Genomic DNA, 25264 nt, shown 5'->3' with positions numbered 1-25264 from the left:
CCAAGATCCCTGGCGAGCCGGACCTGCAAACAGCAGCCCATTCGGCATCAGCCCACCTCCCCCAAGATTCATACCAGCTCCGCCAAGGAGTCAATCCATGCACTTAAACGAACTCAAGGCACTGCATGTGTCTGAAGTCCTGAAGCAGGCCGAAGAACTCGAAATCGAAAACACCGGCCGCATGCGCAAGCAGGAGTTGATGTTTGCCATCATCAAGAAGCGAGCCAAGGCGGGTGAGCAGGTGTTTGCAGACGGCGTGCTGGAAATCCTGCCCGATGGCTTCGGCTTTCTGCGCAGTCCCGACACGAGCTTCACCGCAAGCACGGACGATATCTACATCAGCCCCAGCCAGGTGCGTCGCTTCAACCTGCACACCGGCGACATGATCGAAGGCGAAGTGCGCACGCCCAAGGACGGCGAGCGCTACTTTGCGCTGACCAAGCTCGACAAGGTCAACGACGGCCCACCCGAGCAGAACAAGCACAAGGTGATGTTCGAAAACCTGACACCCCTGTTCCCCAAGGAACAGATGCGCTTGGAACGCGACGTCAAGAGCGAAGAGAACATCACCGGCCGCATCATCGACATCATCGCGCCCATTGGCCGCGGCCAGCGCGCGCTGATCGTCGCGCCGCCCAAGAGCGGCAAGACGGTGATGATGCAGCACATCGCCCACGCGATCACGGCCAACAATCCCGACGTGCACCTGATGGTGCTGCTGGTGGACGAGCGCCCTGAAGAAGTGACCGAAATGCAGCGCACGGTCAAGGGCGAAATCATTGCCTCCACCTTCGACGAGCCTGCCGCCCGCCACGTGCACGTGGCCGAGATGGTGATTGAGCGCGCCAAGCGCTTGGTCGAATTGAAGAAGGACGTGGTGATCCTGCTGGACTCCATCACCCGCCTGGCCCGCGCGTACAACAACGTCGTGCCGTCGAGCGGCAAGGTGCTGTCCGGCGGTGTGGATGCCGCCGCGCTGCAGCGCCCCAAGCGCTTCTTTGGAGCCGCCCGCAAGGTCGAGGAAGGTGGCTCGCTCACCATCATCGCCACCGCGCTGGTGGACACCGGCAGCCGCATGGACGAAGTGATCTTTGAAGAATTCAAGGGCACGGGCAACTGCGAAATCCACCTGAACCGCCGCCTGTACGAAAAGCGTGTGTTCCCCGCCATCGAACTCAACAAGAGCGGCACGCGCCGTGAAGAGCTGCTGCTGACGCCGGAGATCCTGCAGAAGACCCGCATCCTGCGCCAGTTCATGTACAACATGGACGAGATAGAGTCGATGGAACTCATGATCAAGAACATGAAGGCCACCAAGACCAATGTGGACTTCTTCGACATGATGCGAAGGGGTGGGTAAGCCCTCCGGGTCGCCCTCGGCGCCCCCCAAGGGGGACGCCACCCGTGGCCGGCGGAGCCAGTTCCACTGGATGCGCTGGGCTTGGGCTGCGTCGGTTTCTACCGCTGTGATGGGCACGCAGCGACGTTGAGAAAGACGCTCATTTGCCCTGTGCCATAATAGAGGGCTTTTTCTGCGGAAAGTACGCTGGATGTTCCACGGCGCAAAGGTTGCACCGGGTCCAGCACGGCTCCCGCACTTGACAAGGATTGATCATGAAAGAAGGCATTCACCCCAACTACCGCGAAGTCCTGTTCGTGGACCTGTCCAACGGTTTCAAGTTCGTGACCCGCTCATGCGTGAACACCAAGGAAACCGAAACCCACGAAGGCAAGGAATACCCGCTGTTCAAGCTGGATACCTCTTCTGAGTCGCACCCCTTCTACACGGGTACGCAAAAGTCCGTGGACAACATGGGTGGCCGCGTGGAGCGCTTCCGCAACCGTTTCGGCAAGACCGCAGCGAAGTAATTCGCCCCTGCGTTCCCGCCAAAAAGGCAGCCCGGGCAACCGGGCTGCCTTTTTTCATGGGTTTTGCCTTTATTCTCGGTGGCTCCTTCGCCCTGCCGCCCACTGCCGCGTGACTCCACCCACCCCCGCCATCGTTACCCAGAATGCCGTCAGCCCGCTGCCCCGCTGGGCGCTGCTGCTGCTCTGCATTGCCTATGTGATGCCCGGCTTTGTCGGCCGCGACCCCTGGAAGAATGCAGACGTCACCGCCTTTGGCTACATGCTGGAGCTGGCCCAGGGGCGTACCCCTTGGCTCAGCCCGTTGCTCGGCGGCATGCCCCCCGAAACCGAAGGGCTGCTGCCCTACTGGCTGGGGGCCTGGGCCGTGCAGATGGCACCTGCGTGGCTGTCGGTCGAGATGGCGGCCCGCATACCGTTCATTGCCCTCTTGGTCATCACGCTGGTTGCCACCTGGTACGGCGTGTACTACCTGGCCCGCAGCCCCGGAGCCCAGCCGGTAGCGTTCGCGTTTGGCGGCGAGGCCCCTCCTCTGGACTACGCACGCGCCATTGCCGATGGTGCTTTGCTGGCACTGATCGCCTGCCTGGGCCTGGCGCAGCTGTCGCACGAGGTGACAAGCTATCTGGCGCAGCTCAGTTGCACCGCGCTGCTGTTTTTTGCGGTGGCGGCCATGCCGCACCGCGCGGTGGCGCCTGCGGTGGCGCTTATTCTGGGCATGGCAGGGCTCACGTTGTCCGGCGCCCCAGCCCTGACCGCGATGCTGGGCCTGGGCGGCATGGTGCTCACGGTTTTTGCGCCCTCAGGCAACAGCGACCACCGCTGGCGCTGGGCCGCAGCGCTCGCCGCTGCCACTCTAGCGACGGCCGTCTTGGCGCAGGGGCTGGACCTGTGGCGCTGGCGAATTGTGGGTTTTGATGGTGCCGGCAAGGACTGGCTGAGTCTGGCTCGGCTGCTGCTGTGGTTTGGCTGGCCGGCCTGGCCGCTCGCGTTGTGGACCTTGTGGCGCTGGCGGCAGCAAATCTTCAGCCGCCCCGGCCAACGGCATCTACTGCTGCCCCTGTGGTTCACCCTGGTGTCCATTGGCGCCACCATCACCACCCAGCCAGCCGATCGCGCCTTGTTGCTAGGCCTGCCCGCCATGGCCGCACTGGCGGCGTTCGCCTTGCCGACGCTGCGCCGCAGCGTGGGGGCGCTGATTGACTGGTTCACGCTGCTGTTCTTCACGGCGTCGGCCCTGACGATCTGGGTGATCTGGATCGCCATGCAGACCGGCGTACCGGCCAAGCCCGCGGCCAACGTGGCCAGGCTGGCGCCGGGGTTCGCATCCCAGTTCTCGGCGCTGGCGCTGCTGGTGGCTGTGGCTGCCACCCTGGGGTGGTGCGGTCTGGTGTGGTGGCGCGCGTCCCGCAACCGCGCCCCCATCTGGAAGAGCCTGGTGCTACCCGCTGGCGGCGCTGCTCTGGGCTGGCTTTTGCTGATGACCCTGTGGCTGCCCTTGTTGGACTACGCGCGCAGCTACGGCCCGCAGGTGCGCAGTGTGGTGGCGGCCCTGGGTCCAGCGCCAGGGTGCATTCAGACCGTGGGGTTGAACCGTGCCCAGGTGGCGGCCTTGCAGTTCCATGGGCAGTTGTCGCTGCAACGCGCCGGCCTGCAGGATGAATGCCTGTGGATGCTGGTGGACAGCGCCTCCTGGCCCGCGTCGGAGCGCATGGTCCGCGCAGACCTTTGGGTGCTTCGGGCCACCCTGCCACGCCCCACCGACAAGAACGAGAACCTGCTGCTGTTCCATCGCGCAGCCCCGGCACGCTGATGTCGGAGCTGTCCACCATCGCCCGGCACGCTGTGACCGTGCTGGCGGGGCAACTGGCCGTAATGGCGTTCGGGGTGACGGACACCATTGTCGCGGGGCGCTACAGCGAATCGTCGCTGGCAGCGCTGTCGGTGGGTTCTGCGATCTTCATCAGCGTGTATGTCGCGCTCATCGGTGTTTTGCAGGCCTTGCTGCCCGTGTGGGCCGAACTGCGCGGTGCGCAGCAACCCGAGGCCGTGGGGCGGTCGCTGCGGCAAGCCTTGTACCTGTGTGCTGCGGCCTCGGTGCTAGGCATGGCGGTGCTACTGTCACCGGGTGCGCTGCTGCGCTGGACGGAGGTACCGCCTGCGCTCCGCCCCCAGGTCGAAAACTACTTGGCGGTGCTGGCGCTGGCCTTGCCGCCCTCCCTGTTGTTTCGGATCTACAGCACCCTCAACCAGGCCCTGGGCCATCCGCGCCTGGTCACCTGGTTGCAGGTGGGCTCGCTGTTCATCAAGCTGCCGCTGTCGGTGTGGTTCACCTTTGGTGGAGGGGGCCTGCCCGCACTGGGCGTGGTGGGCTGCGCCTGGGCCACGCTGGCCGTCAACTGCAGCATGCTGGCCTTGGCCGTGTGGCTGCTGCGCACGCAGGACATCTACACCCCCCTAGGCTTGTGGCGTCGCATGGAGCCGCCCCACTGGCCCACCATTGCGGGCTTTGCCAGGCTGGGCATTCCGGCGGGCCTGGCCGTGATGGTGGAGGTCACCTCCTTCACCCTGATGGCCTTGTTCATCGCGCGCCAAGGCACCACGTCGGCCGCGGCCCACCAGATTGCCGCCAACATCGCCGCCGTGCTCTACATGGTGCCGCTGTCACTGTCCATTGCCACCAGTGCACGCGTGAGCTACTGGCTGGGCGCACAAGAGCCCCTGCGTGCGCGCCAGGTGGTTTTGATGGGTTTTTCGCTGGCAGCGCTAGTCGGATTTACCTTGGCAGCTATATTATTAATAGCAAGACACCCGATCAGCCAGATTTACACCGACAACGCCAGCGTGGCAGCAGTGGCCGGCGCAGCCCTGGTCTGGGTGGCGGCTTACCACGCTGCCGACGCCGTGCAAACGCTGTGTGTGTTTGTGCTGCGCTGCTATCGCATCACGCTGGCGCCACTGGTGGTGTACTGCGCGCTGCTGTGGGGTGCAGGCCTGGCGGGCGGCTATTGGCTGGCGTATGGTGGTAGCGGGCCCTGGTCGGGCGTGGCGTCTCCCACCCCGTTCTGGGTCGCCAGTGCGGCAGCACTCGCCGTGACCGCCTTGCTGTTTGCCGCCATGCTCTGGCGCGCCATCAGCCCGGCAGGGCAAAGCCACGCAAGCGATTGGCCGGAAAGGTGACTGAAAACACCGAGCCCTTGCCCAGGGTGCTGCTGATGTCCAGCGTGGCGCCATGGCGCTGCAGCACATGCTTGACGATGGCCAGGCCCAGACCTGTGCCCCCGGTCTCGCGCGAACGGCTGCGATCCACCCGGTAAAACCGTTCCGTCAGGCGTGGGATGTGTTCCGGCGCGATACCGGGGCCGGTGTCGTGCACAGAGAACACCGCGCTGCCGTCATCCTTGCGCAGCCACTGCACGTCGATGGAGCCTCCTCCGGGGGTGTAGCGCACAGCGTTGTTGACCAGGTTGGACAGGGCACTTTGCAGCTCCGTCGGCACGCCAGCAATATCGCCCTCGGCCCGCAGTCTATCGGCAGCGGGAAAGTGCATCGCATGCGGACGCTGCTGGTTCTGCGTGAGCAGCACCGACAGGGCCCGCCCCTCCTCTTCACAGCGTTGCAACAGCGACTGCACCGGCGTCCACTCCGCCATGCCAGGCAGCGGACTGCCTTCCAGGCGCGACAGCGTCAGCAGATCCTGCACCACGCTCTGCATGCGCTGCGCCTGCTGCGCCATCATGCCCAGGTAGCGCGACCGCTCCTCGGCACTCAACGGCAGGGTCTGCAGGGTTTCCACAAAACCGGTCAGTACCGTGAGCGGCGTACGGATTTCGTGCGATACATTGGCCACGAAGTCGCGCCGCATGGCGTCGGCCTGCTCCAGCGCCGTGACATCGCGCGACAGCAGCAGCGTGCGTCCATCGCCATACGGGTGCAGGTGCACCGAAATGCGCACGGGCCGTGACGGCGTGCTCAACCGCCCTTCCAGCACGACGTCGCTGGTGAAGTCCTTGGCGGCGAAGTAAGCCGTGAACTCAGGGTTGCGCAGCAAGTTGCCGATGGACTGCATGACGTCGCGCTGCGCGTCAAAGCCAAACTGGTTGGCCGCCATCTGGTTGCACCATTCGATGCGGCCCTGTGCATCCAGCAGCACCACACCGTTGGGGGAGGCCTGCAGGGCGGCCAGGATCTCCTGCAGCCGGTCCTGGCTGTCCCGAATCTGCGCCTCCTGCTTGCGCAGCAGACGCCGCGCACGGTCCGCTGCCTCGCCCCAGATGCCACGCATGGACGGCACCGCTGCCAGGTCGCCGGTACGCAACCAGCGCAGCACCCGCACGCCGCGCAGCACGTCCCAGACAAACCACGCCCAGGCAGCAATGGCGGCCCCCAGCGCGGCGCCCCAGGGCCCGCCTTGCCACCACCCCAGGCCACCACCCGCCAACTGCCACAGCAGGAAAAACGAAATACGCCACAGCATGCGGATTGCAAAGCCTTCTCAGAAACACCAGGGGCGCGACACGCGCGCCCACTGATTCATCACTCCATCGATCGCCACTGGCACTGCCTGTCAGATCTCAGCGGTCTGAGTGGCCTGCAGCACCGCCCACAGGCCAGCGGCAGACCACTGACTCCATCAGGCCGACAGCGGCACCTGCGGCTGCGCCGTGAGCCGGTAGCCCGCGCCACGCACGGTTTCCACCATCACGGACGCCGCGCCCAAGGCCTCGCGCAGGCGCTTCACATGCACGTCCACCGTACGCTCCTCGATGAAGACATGGTCGCCCCACACCTTGTCGAGCAACTGCGATCGGCTGTGCACGCGCTCGGCATGCTTCATCAAGAAATGCAGCAGCTTGAACTCTGTCGGCCCCACCTTCAGGGACTGGCCCTGGAAGGTGACGCGGTAGGTCGCTGCGTCCAGCACCAGTTCACCAATGGTCACGCTGTCGCTCACCTGCTCGGGTGCACGGCGGCGCAGCACGGCGCGGATGCGGGCGAGCAGCTCTTGCGTGGAGAAGGGCTTGGTAATGTAGTCGTCGGCGCCCGCATCCAACCCCGCCACCTTGTCAGGCTCATCACCCCGTGCAGTGAGCATCAGGATGGGGATCGGTTTGGTGCGGCTGTCCGCACGCCACTTGCGCGCCAGCGACAGGCCACTTTGCCCTGGCAGCATCCAGTCCAGCAGGATCACGTCAGGCAGCACGGCATCCAGTTCGCGTTGCGCGCTGTCGCCGTCTTCTGCCCAGAAGGGCTGGAAACCGTTGTGACGCAGGTTGACGGCAATCAGCTCGGCAATCGCGGGTTCGTCCTCAACGATGAGGACACGGGGAAGCTTTCTCATGGTGAATCCAGCGTCCCGTACTTAAAGCACCGCCGACTCGATCTCGTCGAGGGCCGTGTGGCGCACGTCCTTGCCCTTGACCAGATAGATGATGAGTTCGGCCACATTCTTGGAGTGGTCACCAATGCGCTCGATGGCCTTGGCGAGGAACAACAGGTCCAGGCTGGGCGAGATAGTGCGGGGGTCTTCCATCATGTAGGTAATGAGCTTGCGCACAAAGCCGTCGAACTCCTTGTCGATGAGGTCGTCCTCCTTGAGGATGGCCACCGCCGCCTTCACGTCCAGTCGCGCGAACGCATCCAGCGTCTTGCGCAGCTGGCCCGAGGCCAGCTCGGCCGCCACACGCAGATCGCTCGACGGCAGGGAGCGCGGTGCACCCCCCTCAATGATGGAGCGCACCATGCGCGCCATCTTGTTGGCCTCGTCGCCCATGCGCTCCAGGTTGGCCGTGGCCTTGGAGAAGGCCAGCAGCAGGCGCAGGTCGCGCGCCGTGGGCTGCCTGCGGGCGATGATGGAAGACAGCTCCTGATCGATATCGACCTCCATCGCATTGATGCGGGTCTCCATCGAGGCCACCGTCTCCACGGCTTCCAGGCTGAACTGGGACAACGCGTAGACCGCCTGGCGGATCTGCGACTCCACCAGGCCGCCCATTTCCATGACGCGGGCAGAGACGCTGTTGAGTTCGCTGTCGAACTGGGACGAAAGATGTTTATCGGGCATCTGCTGTCTCCTTAGCCGAAACGGCCGGTGATGTAGTCTTCGGTTTCCTTGCGCTCGGGCTTGAAGAAGATCTGCTCGGTGGCACCGAACTCGATCATTTCGCCGAGGTACATGTAGGCGGTGTAGTCGCTGCAGCGGGCGGCCTGCTGCATGTTGTGGGTCACGATGGCGATCGTGTAGTCGTGCTTGAGCTCATCGATCAGCTCTTCGATCTTGGCGGTGGACAACGGGTCCAGCGCCGAGGTGGGCTCGTCCAATAACAGCACCGAGGGCTTCACCGCCACGCTGCGCGCAATGCACAGGCGCTGCTGCTGGCCGCCGGACAGGGACAGCCCGCTCTGGTGCAGCTTGTCCTTCACTTCGGTCCACAGCGCCGCCTTGGACAGCGCCCATTCCACTCGGTCGTCCATCTCGCTCTTGCTCAGCGTCTCATACAGCTTCACACCAAACGCGATGTTGTCGTAGATGGACATGGGGAACGGCGTGGGCTTCTGGAACACCATGCCGATGCGGGCGCGCAGCAGGTTGATGTCCTGCTTGGGGTCCAGGATGTCCTGACCGTAGAAACTGATGGAGCCTTCGGCACGCTGGCCGGGATACAGGCTGTACATGCGGTTGAGCGTGCGCAGCAGCGTGGACTTGCCGCAGCCCGAGGGGCCGATGAAGGCCGTGACCTTGTGCTCGGCAATGTTCAGGCTCACGTTGCGCAGGCCTTGGAACTTGCCGTAGAAGAAGCTCAGGTTACGCAGCTCCAGCGCGTTCTTGCTGGCGTTGGCGGTAGCAGTGGCGTTCATTGTCAAATCCTGGAAATGGAGGCGATCTGGTCGGTGTCTGCAGCGGGGATGGCTGCCGGATCACACGCGGTTCTTTTCGCGCAGGAAGACCCGCGCCACGACGTTGAGAATCAGCACCGACAACGTGATGAGCAGTGCACCGCCCCAGGCCAGGCGCACCCAGTTCTCATAAGGGCTCAGGGCAAACTGGAAGATCACGACCGGCAGGTTGGCCATGGGCGCATTCATGTTGGTGCTGAAGAACTGGTTGTTGAGTGCGGTGAACAGCAGGGGCGCGGTCTCGCCGCTGATGCGGGCAACCGCCAGCAACAGGCCGGTCATCACACCGCTGCGCGCAGCGCGCAAGGTGACCATGGTGGACACCTTCCAGCGCGGTGCACCCAGGGCGAAGGCCGCTTCGCGCAGGCTGCCAGGGACCAGGCGCAGCATGTTCTCGGTGGTGCGCACGACCACGGGCACAGCGATGAGCGACAGCGCCAGGCTGCCAGCCCAGCCCGAAAAGTTGCCCACGGTGGCAACCGCGATGGCATACACAAACAGGCCCAGCACGATGGAGGGTGCCGACAGCATGATGTCTGTCACAAATCGCGTGAGCTCGGCGGTCTTGCTCTGGTCTCCATACTCGGCCAGATACACACCGGCCAGCACACCAATGGGGGTGGACACCAGCACGGTGAAGCCCACCATCAGCAGGCTCCCCACAATGGCGTTGGCCAGGCCACCACCTTCGGAGCCGGGCGCCGGCGTGGACTGTGTGAACATGTTCCAGTCCAGCGCGGCAAAGCCGTTGGACAGCAGCACGCTCAGGATCCAGAGCAGCACGAACAGGCCCAACGCCATGGCACCCAGGGAGAGGGTCAGGCCGATGGCATTGGAGCGCTGGCGCTTTTTGTAGAGTTGTTGATTGAATTCCATGGAGCTTGTCTCGGAGGATGGACTGGGGCTGGAACAGGGCTTACAGGCCCTTGGCTTTCTCGGCACGCAGCAGCATGATCTTGGCGGCGGACAGCACCACAAACGTGATCACAAACAGCAGGAAGCCCAGCGCGAACAGCGTGGACAGATGAAAATCTGCCGCTTCACCAAACTCGTTGGCCAGCGTGGATGCAATGGAGGTTCCGGGCGAGAACAGCGACGTCGGCATGCGGTTGGCATTGCCGATCACGAAGGTGACGGCCATGGTCTCTCCCAACGCTCGGCCCAGGCCCAGCATGACCCCACCAATGACGCCCTTCTGGGTGTATGGCAGCACCACGCGGCGCACCACCTCCCAGGTCGTGCACCCCAGGCCGTAGGCAGACTCGCGCAGGATGGGCGGAACGATCTCGAATACATCGCGCATCACGGCGGCCACAAAGGGCAACACCATGAAAGCCAGCACGATGCCCGCGGCCAAGATGCCAAAGCCGTTGGTACTGCCGCCAAACAGGAAGCCGATCAGCGGCATGGAGCCGAGCAGTTTTTGCACAGGCACCTGAAAATGGTCTGCAAACAGCGGCGCAAACACGAACAGGCCGAACATGCCGTAGATGATGGACGGCACAGCCGCCAGTAATTCCACCGCGGTGCCGAGCGGGCGGCGCAGCCATACGGGGCAGGTTTCGGTCAGGAAAAGCGCAATACCAAACGCGAGCGGCACTGCAATCAGCAGTGCAATGCCCGCGCTGGCAAGGGTGCCAACGATGGCAATTGCTGCACCGAATTCTTCATTGACGATGTCCCATTCAGCGCGCCAGATGAACTGCACGCCGAACTTGTGAAAAGCCGGCCACGCGTAGACGAACAGCGAGACGATGATGCCCAGCAGCGCCGCGAGCACCAGCAGCGACAGACTCTGGGTCAGCCGATGGAAAACGATGTCCTGCAGCCGCTGCCGCTTGGCAATCGACACCATGGACGGTGTGGGGGCGTCCGTCTTCTTGACGGACACGGGTTGCGAACTCATGGTGGTTCCCACGCTCATGTTGACTCCCATCTGGCTTCTGGAGACCCCACAAACCAGTGCCCATCGGCCAGACCAGCCGGCCGATGGGCACTATTCTGGGGCAAACCGCTTTACTTCTTGATTTGCGACCAGACCTTGGAGCGGATCTGTGCCGTCAGGGTGTCAGGCAGCGGAACGTAGTCCAGGTCAGCCGCCATGGTCTTGCCGTTCTTGAAGGCCCAGTCAAAGAACTTCAGAACTTCGGCCGACTGAGCCTTGTCTGCGGGGTCGGCGTACATGAGGATGAAGGATGCTGTGCTCACGGGCCAGCTGGTGGCGCCCTTGGCGTTCACCATCGAAATACCCATGCCAGGCACACTGAACCAGTCAGCGCTGGCAGCCGCCGCGGCAAAGGTGGCGTCGTCAGGGGCCACATACTTGCCATCGGCGTTCTGCAGTTGCAGGAACGTCATGTTGTTCTTCTTGACGTAGGCGTACTCCACATAGCCCAGGGCACCCTTCACACGCGTCACGTTGGCCGCAACACCTTCGTTGCCCTTGCCGCCCACGGAAGACTGAGCAGGCCACTTCACCGCAGCACCCCTGCCCACCGTATCAGCCCACTCCTTGCTGACGGAGCTCAGATAGTCGGTCCAGTTGAAAGTGGTGCCAGAGCCGTCGGCGCGGTGGACGATGGTGATGTTCTGGTCGGGCAGTGTCTTGCCGGGGTTCAAAGCTGCCAGCTTGGCATCGTTCCACTTGGTGATCTTGCCCAGGTACATTTCGGCCAGCACAGGGCCGGTCACACGCAATTCGCCGGGCTTGAAGCCATCCAGATTCACCACAGGCACGGTGCCACCGATGATGGCAGGAAACTGCACCATGCCATCCTTTTCCAGCTCAGCACCGGACAGGGGAGCATCGGTAGCACCAAAAGCCACTGTCTTCGCGCGGATCTGGCGGATACCACCCGAAGAACCGATGGACTGATAGTTCAGACCCACGCCGGTTTCCTTCTTGTAGGCTTCAGCCCACTTGGCATACATCGGGAACGGGAACGTAGCGCCAGCGCCGGTGATGTCCGCCGCAAAGGCATTGCCCACCGCCAGGGAGGCCAATGCGACTGCGACGGTTTTGAGAAATACGCGTTTCATGAGATACCTTTCGGCAGGGGTTAACAGGAACACCACGAACTTTAGGGGGCGATCATGACAATTCAGTGACACAAATCCACCCCCTTTCGATCACTGCCACAAATACGATGACGCGTCTCCTGCGGCTTCACCGTTTTGTCACACAAGCCATTCACACTCCCCCTGCAATACTCCCGACCGCCCGCTGCGGCCCTACCCGGCCAAGCTTGGGTGGTTTCGGCGCATCGCGGTACGATGCCGCACGCAGCTCCCAACTTATCAACAATGCAGAACGGCACACGCCTCGCCGCGGTCGACCTCGGCTCCAATAGTTTTCGTCTGGAGATCGGGCGCTATGAGTTTGGACACGTCCAAAGGGTGGAATACCTGAAGGAAACTGTGCGCCAAGGCAACGGACTCGATGAGGATCGCAACCTTACCCGCGACGCCATGGAGCGCGGCTGGGCCTGTCTGGCGCGCTTTGGCGAGCGCCTGGCGGGTTTTCCCCGCGCGCAGGTGCGTGCTGTGGCGACCCAGACGTTGCGCGAGGCACGCAACCGCGAAGAATTCCTGTCACGCGGTAGTGAGGTACTCGGCTACCCCATCGACGTGGTATCTGGTCCCGAAGAGGCGCGTTTGATCTACCAGGGCGTGGCCCGGTTGCTGCCCCAATCGGACGAGCGTCGCCTGGTGGTGGATATCGGAGGACGGTCCACCGAACTGATCCTGGGTCAGCAATTCACACCCCATGCGGTGGCCTCTTTCCGCGTTGGCAGCGTCGCGTGGTCGCAGCGCTACTTTGCAAATGGGGAGTTCTCTGCCCAGGCGTTCTTGGCTGCTGAGATCGCCGCCAAGGCGGTGCTGGACGAGGCGCTGGAAACCTTTCGCCCCGATGCCTGGGACGTAGCCTATGGGTCGTCGGGTACGGCAGGTGCTGTCGGTGACATTCTGGCCGCTGCCGGGGGGCCACAGGGGCTGATCACCCAGGATGGGCTGAACTGGCTGCACGAGCGTCTGCTGCGCGCGCAAAGTGCAGACCGCCTGCGCCTGGAAGGACTCAAGGAGGAGCGCCGTGCGGTCATTGGCGGTGGCATCAGCGTGCTGCGCGCCATATTTGACCTGCTGGACATCCAGGAAATGCAGGTCGCACAAGGGGCGCTGCGCCAAGGAGCCCTGTACGACCTGCTGGACCGAGAGCAACCCGGCACCGATCTTCGCACCACTACGGTCCAGGGTTTGATGCAACGGTTTGGCGTGGACATGGAGCACGCAGATCGCGTGGCGCGTACCGCCTGCGCATTGTTTGACCAGGCCGCGCCTCTCGGAAGCGAACGTGCCAGCCGCAAGCTGGACTGGGCCGCCCGGCTGCACGAAATTGGCTGCCGCATTTCACACAGCGACTACCACCGCCACGGCGCCTACATTCTCGACAACACCGATGCTGCCGGATTTGCCGTGCCAGAACTGCACCGCCTGGGAGTGCTGGTACAGGGGCAGCGAGGCAAGGTGCGCAAGCTGGGTGTGGAACTGGACGACCCCATTTTTGTGCTGCAGCTGTTGTGTTTGCGCCTGGCGGTGGCCCTGTGCCACGCGCGCCGCGACCCCGATACCAAAGGGCTGTCGCTGCGCCAGGACAGACAGCGGTTTCAGGCCAGCGCCCGCCCCGGCTGGGCCCTGGCGTACCCTCAGTCTGCCCACCTTTTGCGCGAAGAAGTGCAAGCCTGGCAGAAGACGCCTTGGGAGTTGGTCGTGGACATGTCTTGAGCAGACAACATAAACGGTATAAACTGTTTATACCGTTTATCAAATATCTACCATGACCACTGCCAGCACCACCCCCAGCCCCGTTGCCGCACCCGCCGCGCCTGCAGTCGCAACTGCAAAGGCGGCCAAGCCCGCCAAGCCAGCTGCGGCCGTCAAAGCACCCAAAGCAGCAAAAACAGCCGTGGCAGAAAAGACCTCTACCTCCAAGGCCGTTACAGCGCCCAAGCCAGTCAAGGCAGCAGTTGCAACCAAGCCCGGCAAGGCCAACGACGTCAAGGCCAAGAAGCCCAAACTGGTGCGAGACAGCTTCACCATCCCCAAAGATGAGTACGCCGTGCTCGACCTCTTGAAGCAACGCGCCACGACACTGGCCCATCCGGTCAAGAAAAGCGAACTACTGCGTGCAGGGCTCAAGGTTCTGGCAGGGCTTTCAGACAGCGCATTGCGCACCGCATTGCAGGCCGTGCCATCCATCAAGACCGGTCGCCCAAAAGCCGATGCAGCAGAAACCACGCCAGCGGCAGCTGCCAAGACAGCGACCAAAGCCACCGGCAAGACAGGTCGCAAGTGAATCAGGCCCCGAGGCACTACGGGCGTCGAGGTAGAAGCCTCACGGATGCTCAGACACTGGCGGGCGGATCATAGAAACTCCGGCGACTGCACCGCCATCAGCACGGTCTGGCTATGATCCCAACGCTGGCGCTGACGCAGCCACCACACCGAGCCCTTGCGAACCGGGCATTCCGGGGCCTGGAGTTGCAGCAACTGAGCAATGGTCTGGCCCAACATGGGTTGGTGTCCCACCACCAGCACAGCGCCTTTGGCGCGAGGCCATTGCACCAGCTCCAGCAAATCCAGCGGTGTTCCGCCCGGCAATAGTTCTGCGCGCATCTTGAACTTGCGACCCAGCGCCTGGGCCGTTTGTTCGGTACGCCGCGCGGGGCTTGCCACTACCCTCAAGCCTTCTGGCAGCTGGCGATCAAGCCAGGCGGCCATGCGCGCCGCCTGTTTCTCACCGCGGGAGGTGAGCGGGCGGGCAAGATCGTCATGGCCGTCCTCAGCCTCCTCCGCTTCGGCATGACGCCAAAGGATCAAATCCATCATGCAGCCTCTGGCTCCTCACGACCCAGAGGAGGCCGAGGCCCATAGCGCACCATCAACGCGCTCTGGGCGCCATGACCGTCCACAGGATGTGCTGCGCGGTCATAGGTGCCGCCTGCGTTCAAAGTCCAGGCGTCACGGTCGTCACACAGGTAGGCCACCAAGCACTCATCGATGATTTGCTGGCGCAGTGTGGCGTCGGTGACAGGCCACGCCAGTTCCACACGGCGCATCATGTTGCGGTTCATCCAATCGGCGCTTGAGAGATAGAGGTCCTCTTCACCGCCGGCACGAAAGTAAAAAACGCGCGTGTGTTCCAAGAACCGGCCGATCACCGACCGCACGCGGATGTTGTCAGTCACTCCCGGCACCTGCGCGGCCAGCATGCAGGCCCCGCGCACGATCAGATCGATGCGCGCGCCGCGCTGCCCAGCGAGGATCAGTGCCCGCATCAGTCCCTCATCGGTCAAGGCATTCATCTTGGCCACGATCCGTGCATCTTCCCCACGGCTTGCAGCCAGTCCCACACGTTCGATTTTTTCGATCATCCGGCGGTGCAGATGAAACGGTGCAAGCATGAGCTTACGCAGCTTGGGCGGCCGGTTCTGGCTGGCGAGATGGTTGAATACGCCATCCATGTCGGCGGTAGTTTCGTCATCAGCCGTGAGGTAGCTCAGGTCGGTGTACAGCTTGGCCGTGCGCACGTTGTAGTTGCCGGTGGACAGATGGCCGTAACGGCGTAGCTGCCGTCCCTCGCGGCGCGTGACCAGCAGCATCTTGGCATGGGTCTTGAGGCCGACCACGCCATACACCACCTGTGCGCCAATCGACTCCAGCGCCTCAGCCCAGTTGATGTTGGCCTCCTCGTCAAAGCGCGCTTTCAGCTCTACCACCGCCATCACTTCCTTGCCCCGACGCACGGCCTCGCTGAGCAAGTCCATGAGTTCGGAGTCGGCCCCTGTTCGGTAAATGGTCTGCTTGATGACCAGTACCTGGGGGTCGTTCACAGCCTCGCGCAGGAACGCAAGCAACCCATCAAAGCTTTCGAAAGGCTGGTGAATCAGCACATCACGCTGCCGCAATTGCTCCATGATGGACACATTGGGCTGCAGTTGCCGGGGCCATGCAGAGCTCCAGGGCGAGAACAGCAGCGCAGGATCATTCACCAAATCCACCAACTGATTGAGGCGCACCAGGTTCACAGGGCCATGCACACGGTACAAGGCGGCACCAGGCAGATCAAATTGCCCCAGCAAAAAGTCCGACAGGAAGCGTGAACAACCCGCGGAGACCTCCAGCCGCACAGCCTGTCCGTAGTGGCGATGCTGGAGGCCCTGCCGCAAGGCGGTGCGCAGGTTGCGCACGTCCTCTTCATCCAGCGCCAGATCGGAGTGGCGCGTGACACGAAACTGCGAAAACTCCGTCACATCCCGGCCAGGAAAGAGGTCCTCCAGATGCGCCCGCACGATGCTCGACAAGCTGACAAACAATGCCCCTTGAGGCGCCACCTTCTTCGGCATGCGGATCAGGCGGGGCAAGGCACGGGGCACCTTCACGATAGCGATTTCGTTCTCGCGACCAAAGGCATCGCGCCCCTTGAGGCGAACGATAAAGTTCAGCGATTTGTTGGCCACCTGGGGAAACGGATGGGCCGGGTCCAGACCCACCGGAATCAACAACGGGCGGACCTCGCGCACAAAATAGTCGTGCACCCAACGCTTTTGCTCTGGGGACCGCTCGCCGTGCGCCACGATGCGGATCCCGTGCTGCGCGAATGCGGGGACCAAATCCTCGTTGTACAGCGCATATTGCCGCTCCACCAAGTTGTGGACCTGGGCGGAGAGCGCCTCAAACGATGCGGTGGTGTAGAGACCCTTGGTCTCCCCCTTCTTGGCCGCAGTGATGTGCTCCGCCGCACGCACTTCAAAAAATTCATCCAGGTTCGACGACACGATGCACAGGTAGCGCAGCCGCTCCAGCAGTGGGACATCCGTGCGGACAGCCCAGTCGAACACGCGCTCGTTGAAAGCCAGAATGCTGTGATCACGGTCCAGAAACATGTGGAGCGCGCCACCGGGGGAAACAATGCTCGGCACAGAATCATTGTCATGTGACAAGGTGTGCAAAGAGTCTCCGACAGCATCAGGGTGCCCGCGCTGCAGGGAAAGTGAATCAACAGGAGGCACGGGTGGCATGGGTACGCGGGGGCGGCAATTGCAGGATTGCTGCAGTATTTAACGCTCAGATGACAATTGCGTGACAGATTTTGTGACAGACACAAAAACACCTTGTGCGCTGGAGCGAGCCGGCACCAGATACTGCTGAAACAGCCTGGCCGCATGGGCCCAGGTGAACTCCAGGGCTCGGCTACGCGCCTCGGCTCGCGGTGTCGCCAACGCCTGCCGAGTGGCGGCCAATAGGCTGTCATTCAACACACCACCCACAGGCGTTTTGCCCCCCACGCCACCGAGCACCTCGCGGGGACCGTCTTCCGGAAAAGCGGCGACCGGTGTTCCACAAGCCATTGCCTCGAGCATCACCAGCCCAAAGGTCTCCGAGCGGCTTGGAAACACAAATACATCGGCTGACGCGTACACCTGCGCCAGCGCCTCCCGGTCCAGGATGCCAAGCCAGCGCACCTGCGGGTACTTGGCTTTGAGACGCACCTCCAATGGCCCAACGCCGCAAACCACCTTGGTACCAGGCATGTCCAGTCGCAAAAATTCCTCAATGTTCTTTTCGTACGAAATGCGGCCCACGTACAAAGCCACCGGGTGGGCCAACACGCCGGTCAGTGGGCTCTGGCAGACCTCGCCATGAAAGTGAAACGACTGGGTATCCACGCCGTGGGTCCACAAGCGCAACTGGCGAAAGCCCCGCTGTTCCAGCATCTGCAAGACCCCTTGCGTGGGCACCATAACCCCGGACGAGGGGCGGTGAAAATGCCGGAATAGCGCATAACCCCAGCCCAGAGGTACGCGCAGGGCCGCCTGCAAAATCTCTGGAAATCGCGTGTGAAAGGCCGTGGTGAAGGCCAGCCCACGCCGGAGACAGTAACGGCGTCCAGCCCATCCCAACGGCCCTTCAGTGGCCAGGTGGATGGCGTCTGGGCGCATGGCATCCAACTTCTGGGCCAGCAATTTATAGGGCCGTACAGCAAGATCAATGCCCGCGTAGCCTGGGCAAGGGCGCGTGGCAAACTGGCCAGGGTGCAGCACTTGCACGTCATGCCCGGCGTCCTCCAGTTCTCGCACGAGCTCCAGCAATGTCGTGACCACACCATTGACCTGGGGCAACCATGCATCGGTCAACAGAGCGATCTTCATGCAGGCACCTGTGTCGCCTGGCCGGGCGCGGCGGCCACGGGCATCGCAGGCCATTGCAAGAGTTCCAGCCGGCCATCAAGATGCTCGACCAGCGCCGTATGGCTCTCCACCCAGTCGCCATCGTTGCAGTACAAAATGCCGCCAATCTCGCGCATCTCGGCGCGGTGGATATGTCCGCAGACTACACCATCATGACCACGGCGACGGGCCTCTGTAGCCACGGCCACCTCGAAGTCGGTGACGTAGTTGAGCGCCTTTTTCACCTTGCCTTTCAGGTAGGCGGACAGCGACCAATATGGCAGCCCCATGCGCGCCCGGAGGGTGTTCAGATGGCGATTGAGCTTGAGCGTAAATTCATACAGGTTGTCGCCCACATAAGCGAGCCATTTGGCACACTGGATCACGCCATCAAAGTGGTCTCCGTGCGTGACCCACAGGCTGCGCCCATCGGCAGTGGTGTGCACCGCATCGGCCACCACATCAATACCCCCAAAGGAATGCCCCACAAACGCGCGGGCAAACTCGTCGTGGTTACCAGGAACGAACACCACGCGACACCCCTTGCGCGCGCGTCGCAACAGTTTTTGCACCACGTCGTTATGCGCCTGCGGCCAGAACCACCGGCGACGCAATTGCCACCCGTCCACGATGTCACCGACCAGGTACAGATGGTCGCTGGGATGGTGCTTGAGAAAGTCCAGAAGCGCCGCGGCCTGACAACCCGGTGTGCCCAGGTGCAGATCTGAAATGAACACCGCGCGAAACCGCCGCTGACCGACGGGCGATGCATGTGCGTCGGGCTCTGCACCCTGTGGCACCAGGGACTCGTTCAACCAGGGGCCCAGAGCGTCGAACGCTGCGCGCACCGGTCAAGCCCCCAGAAAGTGCTTGCGGTAGCGGGGATGCAAGTCAGCCAGCCGCATCAGCATGGGCAGGTCTGCCGTGTTGAAGTCAGGGTCCCAGGCGGGAGCCCCCAGCACGCGGGCCCCCAGGCGCAAATAGCCCTTGATCAACGCGGGTGGGTCCACGGCGATGGAGCCATCCAGGTGTTCCACGGGCAGCGGCAGGCGCGGCAGCACGTGGTACTCGATGGGTGCCAGATGGGTTTTTCGCACTTGCTGCCAGATGCTCGCAGCCGCGTCGCCGCTGACCACGCCGTTGTGGAGCATGGGGATGCTGGCGCAGCCAATCATCGTGTCGAGTTCATTGCGGACCATGAAATCCGCCAGCGCACTCCACAACGCCATGATCACGCCCCCGTGGCGGTGATCTGGGTGTACGCAGCTGCGACCCAGTTCAACCATGCGGGGGCGGAGCGTGCGCAGGCGCGTCAGGTCAAATTCGGTATCGCTATAGGTTCCACCCACCCGCTTGGCCTGCGCCGGTGTCAGCACCCGGTAAGTCCCAATGACTTGCCGGCTTTGCGCATCGCGTACGAGAAGGTGCTCGCAATAGTCGTCAAAAAGGTCCACGTCGTGGCCAGGAATGGGGGTCGTCAATCGAGCACCCATTTCTGCTGCGAACACCTCAAACCGCAGGCGCTGAGCTTCGCGAACTTCATCCAGATGCCTGGCCCAAGCTACCTCGATAGCGCCACGCGCAGGGACGGACGAATGTGCAGCGCTCGACACAACGCCAGGACGCTGAACAATGCTGGTGCCCGCCGTCTCGGGCGATGTGGACAGCTGCATCAAAGTGGGCAGGTCGTTCATGGGCAACGTCTCCTTCGGTAAGAACGGGCACAGCTGGAATTTCCAACCGGAGCGGGAATCCGCTTTCCTGGCCGCGAGTGTGAAAGCCACGCATGACATGCCCATGTCTGCGACGTGTCAGCGCCATGACACAGTGCCCACCTATCAGGACGAGCGCCCACCGATGGCCTGCATAATTGGTTGAGGAACCTCGTGCCGTGCCTTCACCCACCCTGCCCACCCCCCGCAGCCCCATCGCCGCTTTTGTGGCGATGTTCTTGCTGGCTGCAGCCTGCGCGGGGGCGGTGGTCTGGACGCTGGAGCGCCAGGAACGCGCGCAGCAGCGCACCCAGGCGGCAGATATGGCGGGGGACCATGTTCAGGCCCTGCAACGCGCCATCGAGTTGGCGCTCTCGGCCAACAACACGCTGGTGGCACTGGTGCGTCAAGGTCACGGCAACGTGCGCCAGTTCGAGGAAATCGGTACGCAGATGCTGCCGTTCTATCCGGGTATTGCAGCCATGGGTCTGTCCCCGGGCGGGGTGGTTCAGCAGGTTGTGCCGCGCAAGGGCAACGAAAATTCGATTGGATTTGACCAGCTCAACGACTCCCGCCAAGGCCCCGAATCCGCACGCGCACGTGAATCCGGCCTGCTGACGCTGGCGGGACCGATGGAACTCGTGCAAGGCGGCCTGGGGATCGTGGGGCGCCAACCGGTGTACCTGGAAGATGACCTGGGGCGCCGCAGCTTTTGGGGGTTCACCTACGTCACTATCCGCCTACCCGACGTGCTGGCAATGGCCCGGTTACCCCAGCTCACCGAGCGTGGTTTCCACTATCGCCTGTGGCGTGTTCGCCCGGACAACAAGCTGGAGCAGACGATTGCGGCATCCGATCCTCCGCCTACGAACGACGCCGTGGGGCGATCGCTCACGCTACCGAATGGCGAATGGATGCTGAGCTTGGCCCCGATCAAAGGATGGGGGGCCCCGGGCGTGCTGGCCCTGCGTTGTGCAATAGGCTTGCTGTTTGCCCTTCTGATGGGCTACCTCGCGCGCTTGCTGGTCGAACTGAAGGCGCACGAGCGGGGCCTGGCCACACAGGTGGCGCAGCGCACCTCCGAAATCCAGGCCACGCAGCAGCAGTTGCGCGCCACCATTGACGCGATTCCCGATCCGCTGTTCGAAATCGATCAGGAGGGCCGCTACTGCAGCGTACACAGCCCACGCGCCGAGCTGCTCATGGGGCCTGCCGACCAGCTAATTGGCCGCAATGTCACAGACGTACTGCCCGCCCTGGCCGCACTGACCGTGATGGATGTGCTCCACGAAGCGCAAACCCAAGGCTGGTCTACCGGGCGGCAGATCATGCAAGACCTGCCTGGCCTGGGCCCCACCTGGTTCGAACTGTCTGCCGCACGCAAGGCAGGCTCGGAAGGTGCCAAGCCCCGCTTCATCCTGCTGTGCCGCGACATCTCTGAACGCAAGCGGTCGCAAGAACAATTGCAATTGACGGCCCAGGTCTTCGACCAGAGCGGAGAGGCCATCGTGATTGCCGATGCGGCCCATACCATCGTGCGCATCAATCGCGCCTTCAGCCGCATCACCGGCTACTCGGAGGCCGAGGCGGTGGGTCAGTCGATGCGCCTGCTCACGGTGGCCGAGTCCACCCGCGACTTCAACGCTGACTCGGTGTACACACAACTCACCCGGGAGGGTCACTGGGAGGGTGAGGCATGGGGCCGCCGCAAGGACGGATCAACCTACCCCCAGTGGCTGTCCGTGAGTAGCGTGCGCGACGGCAATGGCAGCACCACCCACTCCATTACGTTGTTCCGCGACATCACGCTGCAGCGCGAGGCACAGGACCGCATCCAGCGCCTCGCGCATTTCGATCCTCTTACCGACCTGCCCAACCGCGCGCTCCTGGCCGAACGCGCCCAGCGCCACATCGCACAGGAGCAGGCGCGGGGCGGGACGCTGGCCCTGCTGTTCCTGGATCTGGATCACTTCAAGAACGTGAACGACTCGCTGGGGCACCGCGTGGGGGATGTCCTGCTGGTGGCAGTGGCCCGCCGGCTCGAGTCCCTGCTGGGCACGCAAGATACCGTGTCACGCCTGGGCGGCGATGAATTCTTGCTGCTACTGCCTGCTGCCTCAGCGGCTCAGGCGGCCGACGCAGCCAACCGGCTGCTGGTTGCCGTGGCACAGCCATTTCAGGTGGAGCCTTACGAACTCACGACCACGCTGTCCGTGGGCATCGCCATGTATCCGGCAGACGGCGATTCGTTCGATACCCTGTACCAGCGCGCCGATGCCGCCATGTACCGCGCCAAGCAAAACGGGCGCAACCGGTTCGGCTTTTTCACCGCCGACCTGGAGGCCCGCACAGCGCGCGCCCTGCAGATCGAAAACGCCCTGCGACGGGCTCTGGAACGCAATCAGTTCGAGCTGCATTACCAACCCCAGGTCTCGCTCACCACGCGCCAGGTAGTCGGCGCCGAAGCGCTGCTGCGCTGGCGCCACCCCGAGCTGGGCATGGTGTCCCCGGCAGAATTCATTCCCGTGGCAGAGAGCAGCGGCATGATCGTCGCGATTGGCGAATGGGTGCTGAACACCGCTGTGCACGATGCCAAGCGCTGGCTGGACCTGCAGCTGCCCTTGCGGGCCGTGTCGGTCAACCTGTCGGCCGTGCAGTTCCGCCATCCGCAGTTACCCGAGATGGTGACGCGCTGCCTGCAGCAGGCCGGGCTGCCTGCGCGCCGGCTGGAACTGGAGCTGACCGAGGGCGCAGCGGTGGACGACCCCGCCGCCGCACTGGCCATGATGGACCAGTTGCATGACCGGGGCGTTCGGCTGTCGATGGACGACTTTGGCACCGGCTACTCGTCATTGAGCTACCTCAAGCGCTTTCAGATCTACAAGCTCAAGATCGACCAATCCTTTGTGAGAGACCTGGACGACGACGCCAACGACCGGGCCATCGTCAGCGCCATCATCCGCATGGCACAAGCACTGGGCATGCAGACCACGGCCGAGGGGGTGGAAACCGATGGCCAACTCGAATTCCTGCGCACTCAGGGATGCGACGAAGGCCAAGGCTACCTGTTCAGTCGTCCCCTGACTGCCGACGCCTTTGAAGCCTATCTGCGGGAACATCTGGGCAGCTGACAAGCTGCGTTGGGCGCCAAGCCCCTACGGAGCAAACGCGCTGAAGAGGAAAACGGGTGATCGAAGTACGGCAGAACATGCGGCGCCGTACTTCGCGCATACCCTCAAACGGTTTGTAAGCTGCCGCTGCTACACTTTGGCACAATTTTTTGAGGCCACCTGGCCCCGCCGCCTGTTCTGGTCTTATGTATTCGCTGTTCAGCACTCCGCCCTTGCAGCGACCCGGAGTGACTCCCGACACCCCCCTGCAACGTACCCTGCGCGAGCAACAGACCCTTCTGGACAGCGCGGGGGTGGGTATCGTGTTTCTGCGCCAGCGCAGCGTGGTGCGTTGCAACCAGCGGTATGCCGAGATTTTTGGCTACGGCAGTCCCGCCCGTTTGGTAGGACTCAACACGGAAGCCTTCTATCCAGACCGCGAAGCCTTCCGTGATCTGGGACGCACGGCCTACCCCGTGCTGGTGCAGGGCCAGTCATTTCGCGTGGAACGCCAGCTGCGCCGTCGTGACGGCACACTCTTTTGGGGCAGCCTCACAGGGCGGCTCATCAACCCGCACGATACCGGGGAAGGCTCGATCTGGATCGTGGATGACATCGACGAGCAAAGGCACGCTCAGGCCGCATTGAACTCTGCGGTGCGCGAAAAGCAGTTGCTCTTCGACAGCGCCATGGTCGGCATCGTGTTCCTGCGGGACCGGCACCTGACCCGCTGCAACAATCACTTTGAGCAGATGCTGGGTTTTGAGCCCGGCGAGCTCATGGGCAGTTCATCGCGCCGCTGGTATGCCAGCGATGCTGCATGGGAAGAAGTGGGCCACCGCTGTTACCCCGCGCTGGCGGGAGGGCAGTCTTACGAGGGCGAAGTGGATCTGTGCCGCAAGGACGGAACCCCTGTGATCTGCGAAGTACGCAGCAAGTGCATCGATCCGGCAGACCCTGCCCAGGGCACCATCTGGATCACCATGGACATTACCGACCGCAAACGCGCCCAGGCGGTGCTGGCTCAGGCCCACGGCGAGTTGGAGCGGCAGGTTCAGGACCGGACCCGCGAACTGCGCGAGACAGTGGAAAACCTGCACCGAGAGATCAATGACCGCAAGGCAGATCAGGAGCGGATCTACTGGCTGGCGCACTACGACGCCTTGACCGGTCTGCCCAACCGGGCACTGCTGGCAGAACGCGCGCAGCAGGCCATCCGCGTGGCCCAGGAGAACCAAACTCCGCTGGCCATCATCTTCCTGGACCTGGACCACTTCAAGCATGTGAATGACTCCCTGGGCCACCGGGTAGGCGACGTGCTGCTGGTCGAGATTGCCAAACGCCTGCGCGCTGTGGTGCGCGACAAGGACACCGTGTCGCGTCTGGGAGGGGATGAGTTCATCCTGCTGCTGCCGGGCGCCGACGCCCGCGGCGTCGCACGGGTCGCCGGCAAGTTGCAGGAGGCATCGCGCCAGCCCTATCAGATCGACCACCACGAACTGACCATGGCCCCCTCAATGGGCATTGCGCTGTTCCCGCAGGACGGACACGACTTCGATACGCTGACCCAATCGGCCGATGTGGCCATGTACCGAGCCAAGCTGGACGGGCGCAACACCTTTCGCTTCTTCACCCCAGAGATGCAGGCCCAGTCCGTACGTGCGTTGCAGCTCGAAAACGCGCTGCGCCGCGCGTTGGAGCGTGAGCAATTGCATCTGCACTACCAACCACAGATGAGCCTTTCAACAGGCTCCGTGCGCAGTGTCGAGGCTCTGCTGCGCTGGCAGCACCCCCAGCTGGGCGCCATCTCACCGGCAGAGTTCATCCCCATCGCTGAAGACAGCGGGCAGATTTTGCAGATCGGTGAGTGGGTGCTGCGTACAGCACTGGCCCAGCTCAAGGCGTGGCGCAGTTGCGGGTTTCCCGAACTTTCAATGGCGGTCAACCTCTCGGCCATCCAGTTTCGCCAGCCCCAGTTGCCAGAGCTGGTGAGCCGGGTGCTGGCGGAATTTGATCTGCCCCCGAATTCGCTGGAACTCGAACTGACGGAAGGCGTGGCCGTGGACGACCCCCATGCAGCTGTGGCCACCATGGACCAACTGCATGCACGGGGGGTTCGGATGTCGATGGACGACTTCGGCACCGGTTATTCATCACTCAGCCAGCTCAAGCGCTTTCAGATCTTCAAGCTCAAGATCGATCAATCGTTCGTGCGCGATCTGGGCAACGACAGCAACGACCGCGCCATCGTCAGCGCCATCATCCGCATGGCGCAGGCGCTGGGCATGCGCACCACGGCTGAGGGGGTAGAAACAGAGGGCCAACTGGCCTTTCTGCACCAGCAAGGGTGTGACGAAGCGCAGGGCTATCACTTCAGCACCCCATTGCCTGCAGAACAGCTGGAACGCTTCATGCGGCAACACACGACAGCGCACTGAACAGCCCGGAGGCC

Annotated in this window: 20 protein-coding genes; 8 read left to right on the top strand and 12 right to left on the bottom strand. The window is 63.1% G+C overall.

The features are described from left to right. The first annotated feature begins 97 nt into the window (after positions 1–97). The 4 genes from rho to ASD94_RS02145 all read left to right on the top strand — a co-directional run bounded on the left by rho (position 98) and on the right by ASD94_RS02145 (position 5046). The gene (gene rho, locus ASD94_RS02160) at positions 98–1360 is read left to right on the top strand and encodes a transcription termination factor Rho (RefSeq protein WP_056637962.1); all 1263 of its coding nucleotides are present in this window, start codon (positions 98–100) and stop codon (positions 1358–1360) included. Positions 1361–1614: 254 nt separating this feature from the next. Continuing rightward, on the top strand, positions 1615–1869 hold the full coding sequence (locus ASD94_RS02155; RefSeq protein ID WP_015013594.1) for a type B 50S ribosomal protein L31: 255 nt from the start codon (positions 1615–1617) through the stop codon (positions 1867–1869). Positions 1870–1978: 109 nt separating this feature from the next. Further along, complete coding sequence (locus tag ASD94_RS02150) at positions 1979–3679, top strand: hypothetical protein (RefSeq protein WP_056637959.1); 1701 nt, start codon at positions 1979–1981, stop codon at positions 3677–3679. Then, positions 3679–5046: an MATE family efflux transporter gene (locus ASD94_RS02145; RefSeq protein ID WP_056637956.1), complete on the top strand. Its 1368-nt coding sequence runs from the start codon at positions 3679–3681 to the stop codon at positions 5044–5046. Before ASD94_RS02150 ends, ASD94_RS02145 begins: the two co-directional genes overlap by 1 nt. Here the strand turns inward: ASD94_RS02145 and phoR are convergent. The 7 genes from phoR to pstS form a co-directional block, all read right to left on the bottom strand. Continuing rightward, complete coding sequence (phoR, locus tag ASD94_RS02140) at positions 5000–6343, bottom strand: phosphate regulon sensor histidine kinase PhoR (protein WP_056637953.1); 1344 nt, start codon at positions 6341–6343, stop codon at positions 5000–5002. The two genes, ASD94_RS02145 and phoR, sit on opposite strands and share 47 nt — an antisense overlap. A 156-nt stretch (positions 6344–6499) precedes the next feature. Continuing rightward, positions 6500–7207, bottom strand: coding sequence for a phosphate regulon transcriptional regulator PhoB (gene phoB, locus ASD94_RS02135; RefSeq protein WP_056637950.1), 708 nt, complete (start codon positions 7205–7207; stop codon positions 6500–6502). A gap of 21 nt (positions 7208–7228) precedes the next feature. Continuing rightward, positions 7229–7930, bottom strand: a complete 702-nt coding sequence (gene phoU, locus ASD94_RS02130; protein WP_056637947.1) for a phosphate signaling complex protein PhoU — start codon at positions 7928–7930, stop codon at positions 7229–7231. 11 nt (positions 7931–7941) lie between these two features. After that, entirely contained in the window at positions 7942–8724 is a 783-nt protein-coding gene (pstB, locus tag ASD94_RS02125; RefSeq protein ID WP_056637944.1) for a phosphate ABC transporter ATP-binding protein PstB, read from the bottom strand. Between the two features lie 60 nt (positions 8725–8784). Then, complete coding sequence (gene pstA / locus ASD94_RS02120; protein WP_056637940.1) at positions 8785–9639, bottom strand: phosphate ABC transporter permease PstA; 855 nt, start codon at positions 9637–9639, stop codon at positions 8785–8787. Between the two features lie 40 nt (positions 9640–9679). Then, entirely contained in the window at positions 9680–10669 is a 990-nt protein-coding gene (gene pstC, locus ASD94_RS02115; protein WP_369818016.1) for a phosphate ABC transporter permease subunit PstC, read from the bottom strand. Between the two features lie 110 nt (positions 10670–10779). Then, on the bottom strand, positions 10780–11802 hold the full coding sequence (gene pstS / locus ASD94_RS02110) for a phosphate ABC transporter substrate-binding protein PstS (protein WP_056637934.1): 1023 nt from the start codon (positions 11800–11802) through the stop codon (positions 10780–10782). A 264-nt stretch (positions 11803–12066) separates the two neighbouring features. Here pstS and ASD94_RS02105 point away from each other — a divergent pair, with 264 nt between their 5' ends. Both ASD94_RS02105 and ASD94_RS02100 read left to right on the top strand, forming a co-directional pair. Then, positions 12067–13545 (top strand): Ppx/GppA phosphatase family protein, encoded by a 1479-nt coding sequence (locus ASD94_RS02105; protein ID WP_056637931.1) that lies wholly within the window; start codon positions 12067–12069, stop codon positions 13543–13545. Positions 13546–13597: 52 nt separating this feature from the next. After that, positions 13598–14116, top strand: coding sequence for a hypothetical protein (locus ASD94_RS02100; protein ID WP_200954175.1), 519 nt, complete (start codon positions 13598–13600; stop codon positions 14114–14116). 68 nt (positions 14117–14184) lie between these two features. Here ASD94_RS02100 and ASD94_RS02095 read toward each other — a convergent pair whose 3' ends face one another. The 5 genes from ASD94_RS02095 to ASD94_RS02075 form a co-directional block, all read right to left on the bottom strand. Beyond that, the gene (locus ASD94_RS02095) at positions 14185–14649 is read right to left on the bottom strand and encodes a histidine phosphatase family protein (protein WP_056637926.1); all 465 of its coding nucleotides are present in this window, start codon (positions 14647–14649) and stop codon (positions 14185–14187) included. Further along, positions 14646–16706 (bottom strand): polyphosphate kinase 1, encoded by a 2061-nt coding sequence (gene ppk1 / locus ASD94_RS02090; protein WP_108625826.1) that lies wholly within the window; start codon positions 16704–16706, stop codon positions 14646–14648. The genes ASD94_RS02095 and ppk1 overlap by 4 nt, the downstream gene beginning before the upstream one ends. 174 nt (positions 16707–16880) lie before the next feature. Beyond that, positions 16881–17972, bottom strand: coding sequence for a glycosyltransferase family 1 protein (locus ASD94_RS02085; RefSeq protein WP_056638080.1), 1092 nt, complete (start codon positions 17970–17972; stop codon positions 16881–16883). Continuing rightward, on the bottom strand, positions 17969–18838 hold the full coding sequence (locus ASD94_RS02080; RefSeq protein ID WP_056637920.1) for a UDP-2,3-diacylglucosamine diphosphatase: 870 nt from the start codon (positions 18836–18838) through the stop codon (positions 17969–17971). Before ASD94_RS02080 ends, ASD94_RS02085 begins: the two co-directional genes overlap by 4 nt. 3 nt (positions 18839–18841) lie before the next feature. Beyond that, positions 18842–19684 carry a GNAT family N-acetyltransferase gene (locus tag ASD94_RS02075; RefSeq protein ID WP_056637917.1) on the bottom strand — a complete coding sequence of 281 codons (843 nt, stop codon included), beginning with the start codon at positions 19682–19684 and terminating at the stop codon, positions 18842–18844. A 251-nt stretch (positions 19685–19935) separates the two neighbouring features. Between ASD94_RS02075 and ASD94_RS02065 the strand changes: the two genes are divergently transcribed. Next, positions 19936–22833 (top strand): EAL domain-containing protein, encoded by a 2898-nt coding sequence (locus ASD94_RS02065; RefSeq protein WP_056638077.1) that lies wholly within the window; start codon positions 19936–19938, stop codon positions 22831–22833. 185 nt (positions 22834–23018) lie between these two features. Further along, the gene (locus ASD94_RS02060) at positions 23019–25250 is read left to right on the top strand and encodes a bifunctional diguanylate cyclase/phosphodiesterase (protein WP_056637912.1); all 2232 of its coding nucleotides are present in this window, start codon (positions 23019–23021) and stop codon (positions 25248–25250) included. The last annotated feature ends 14 nt before the right edge of the window (positions 25251–25264 follow it).

The organism is Acidovorax sp. Root70 (genome assembly GCF_001428225.1).
In the GTDB taxonomy this organism is placed as follows: Bacteria; Pseudomonadota; Gammaproteobacteria; order Burkholderiales; family Burkholderiaceae_C; genus Acidovorax.
This window is presented reverse-complemented; position numbering and strand designations above follow the sequence as displayed.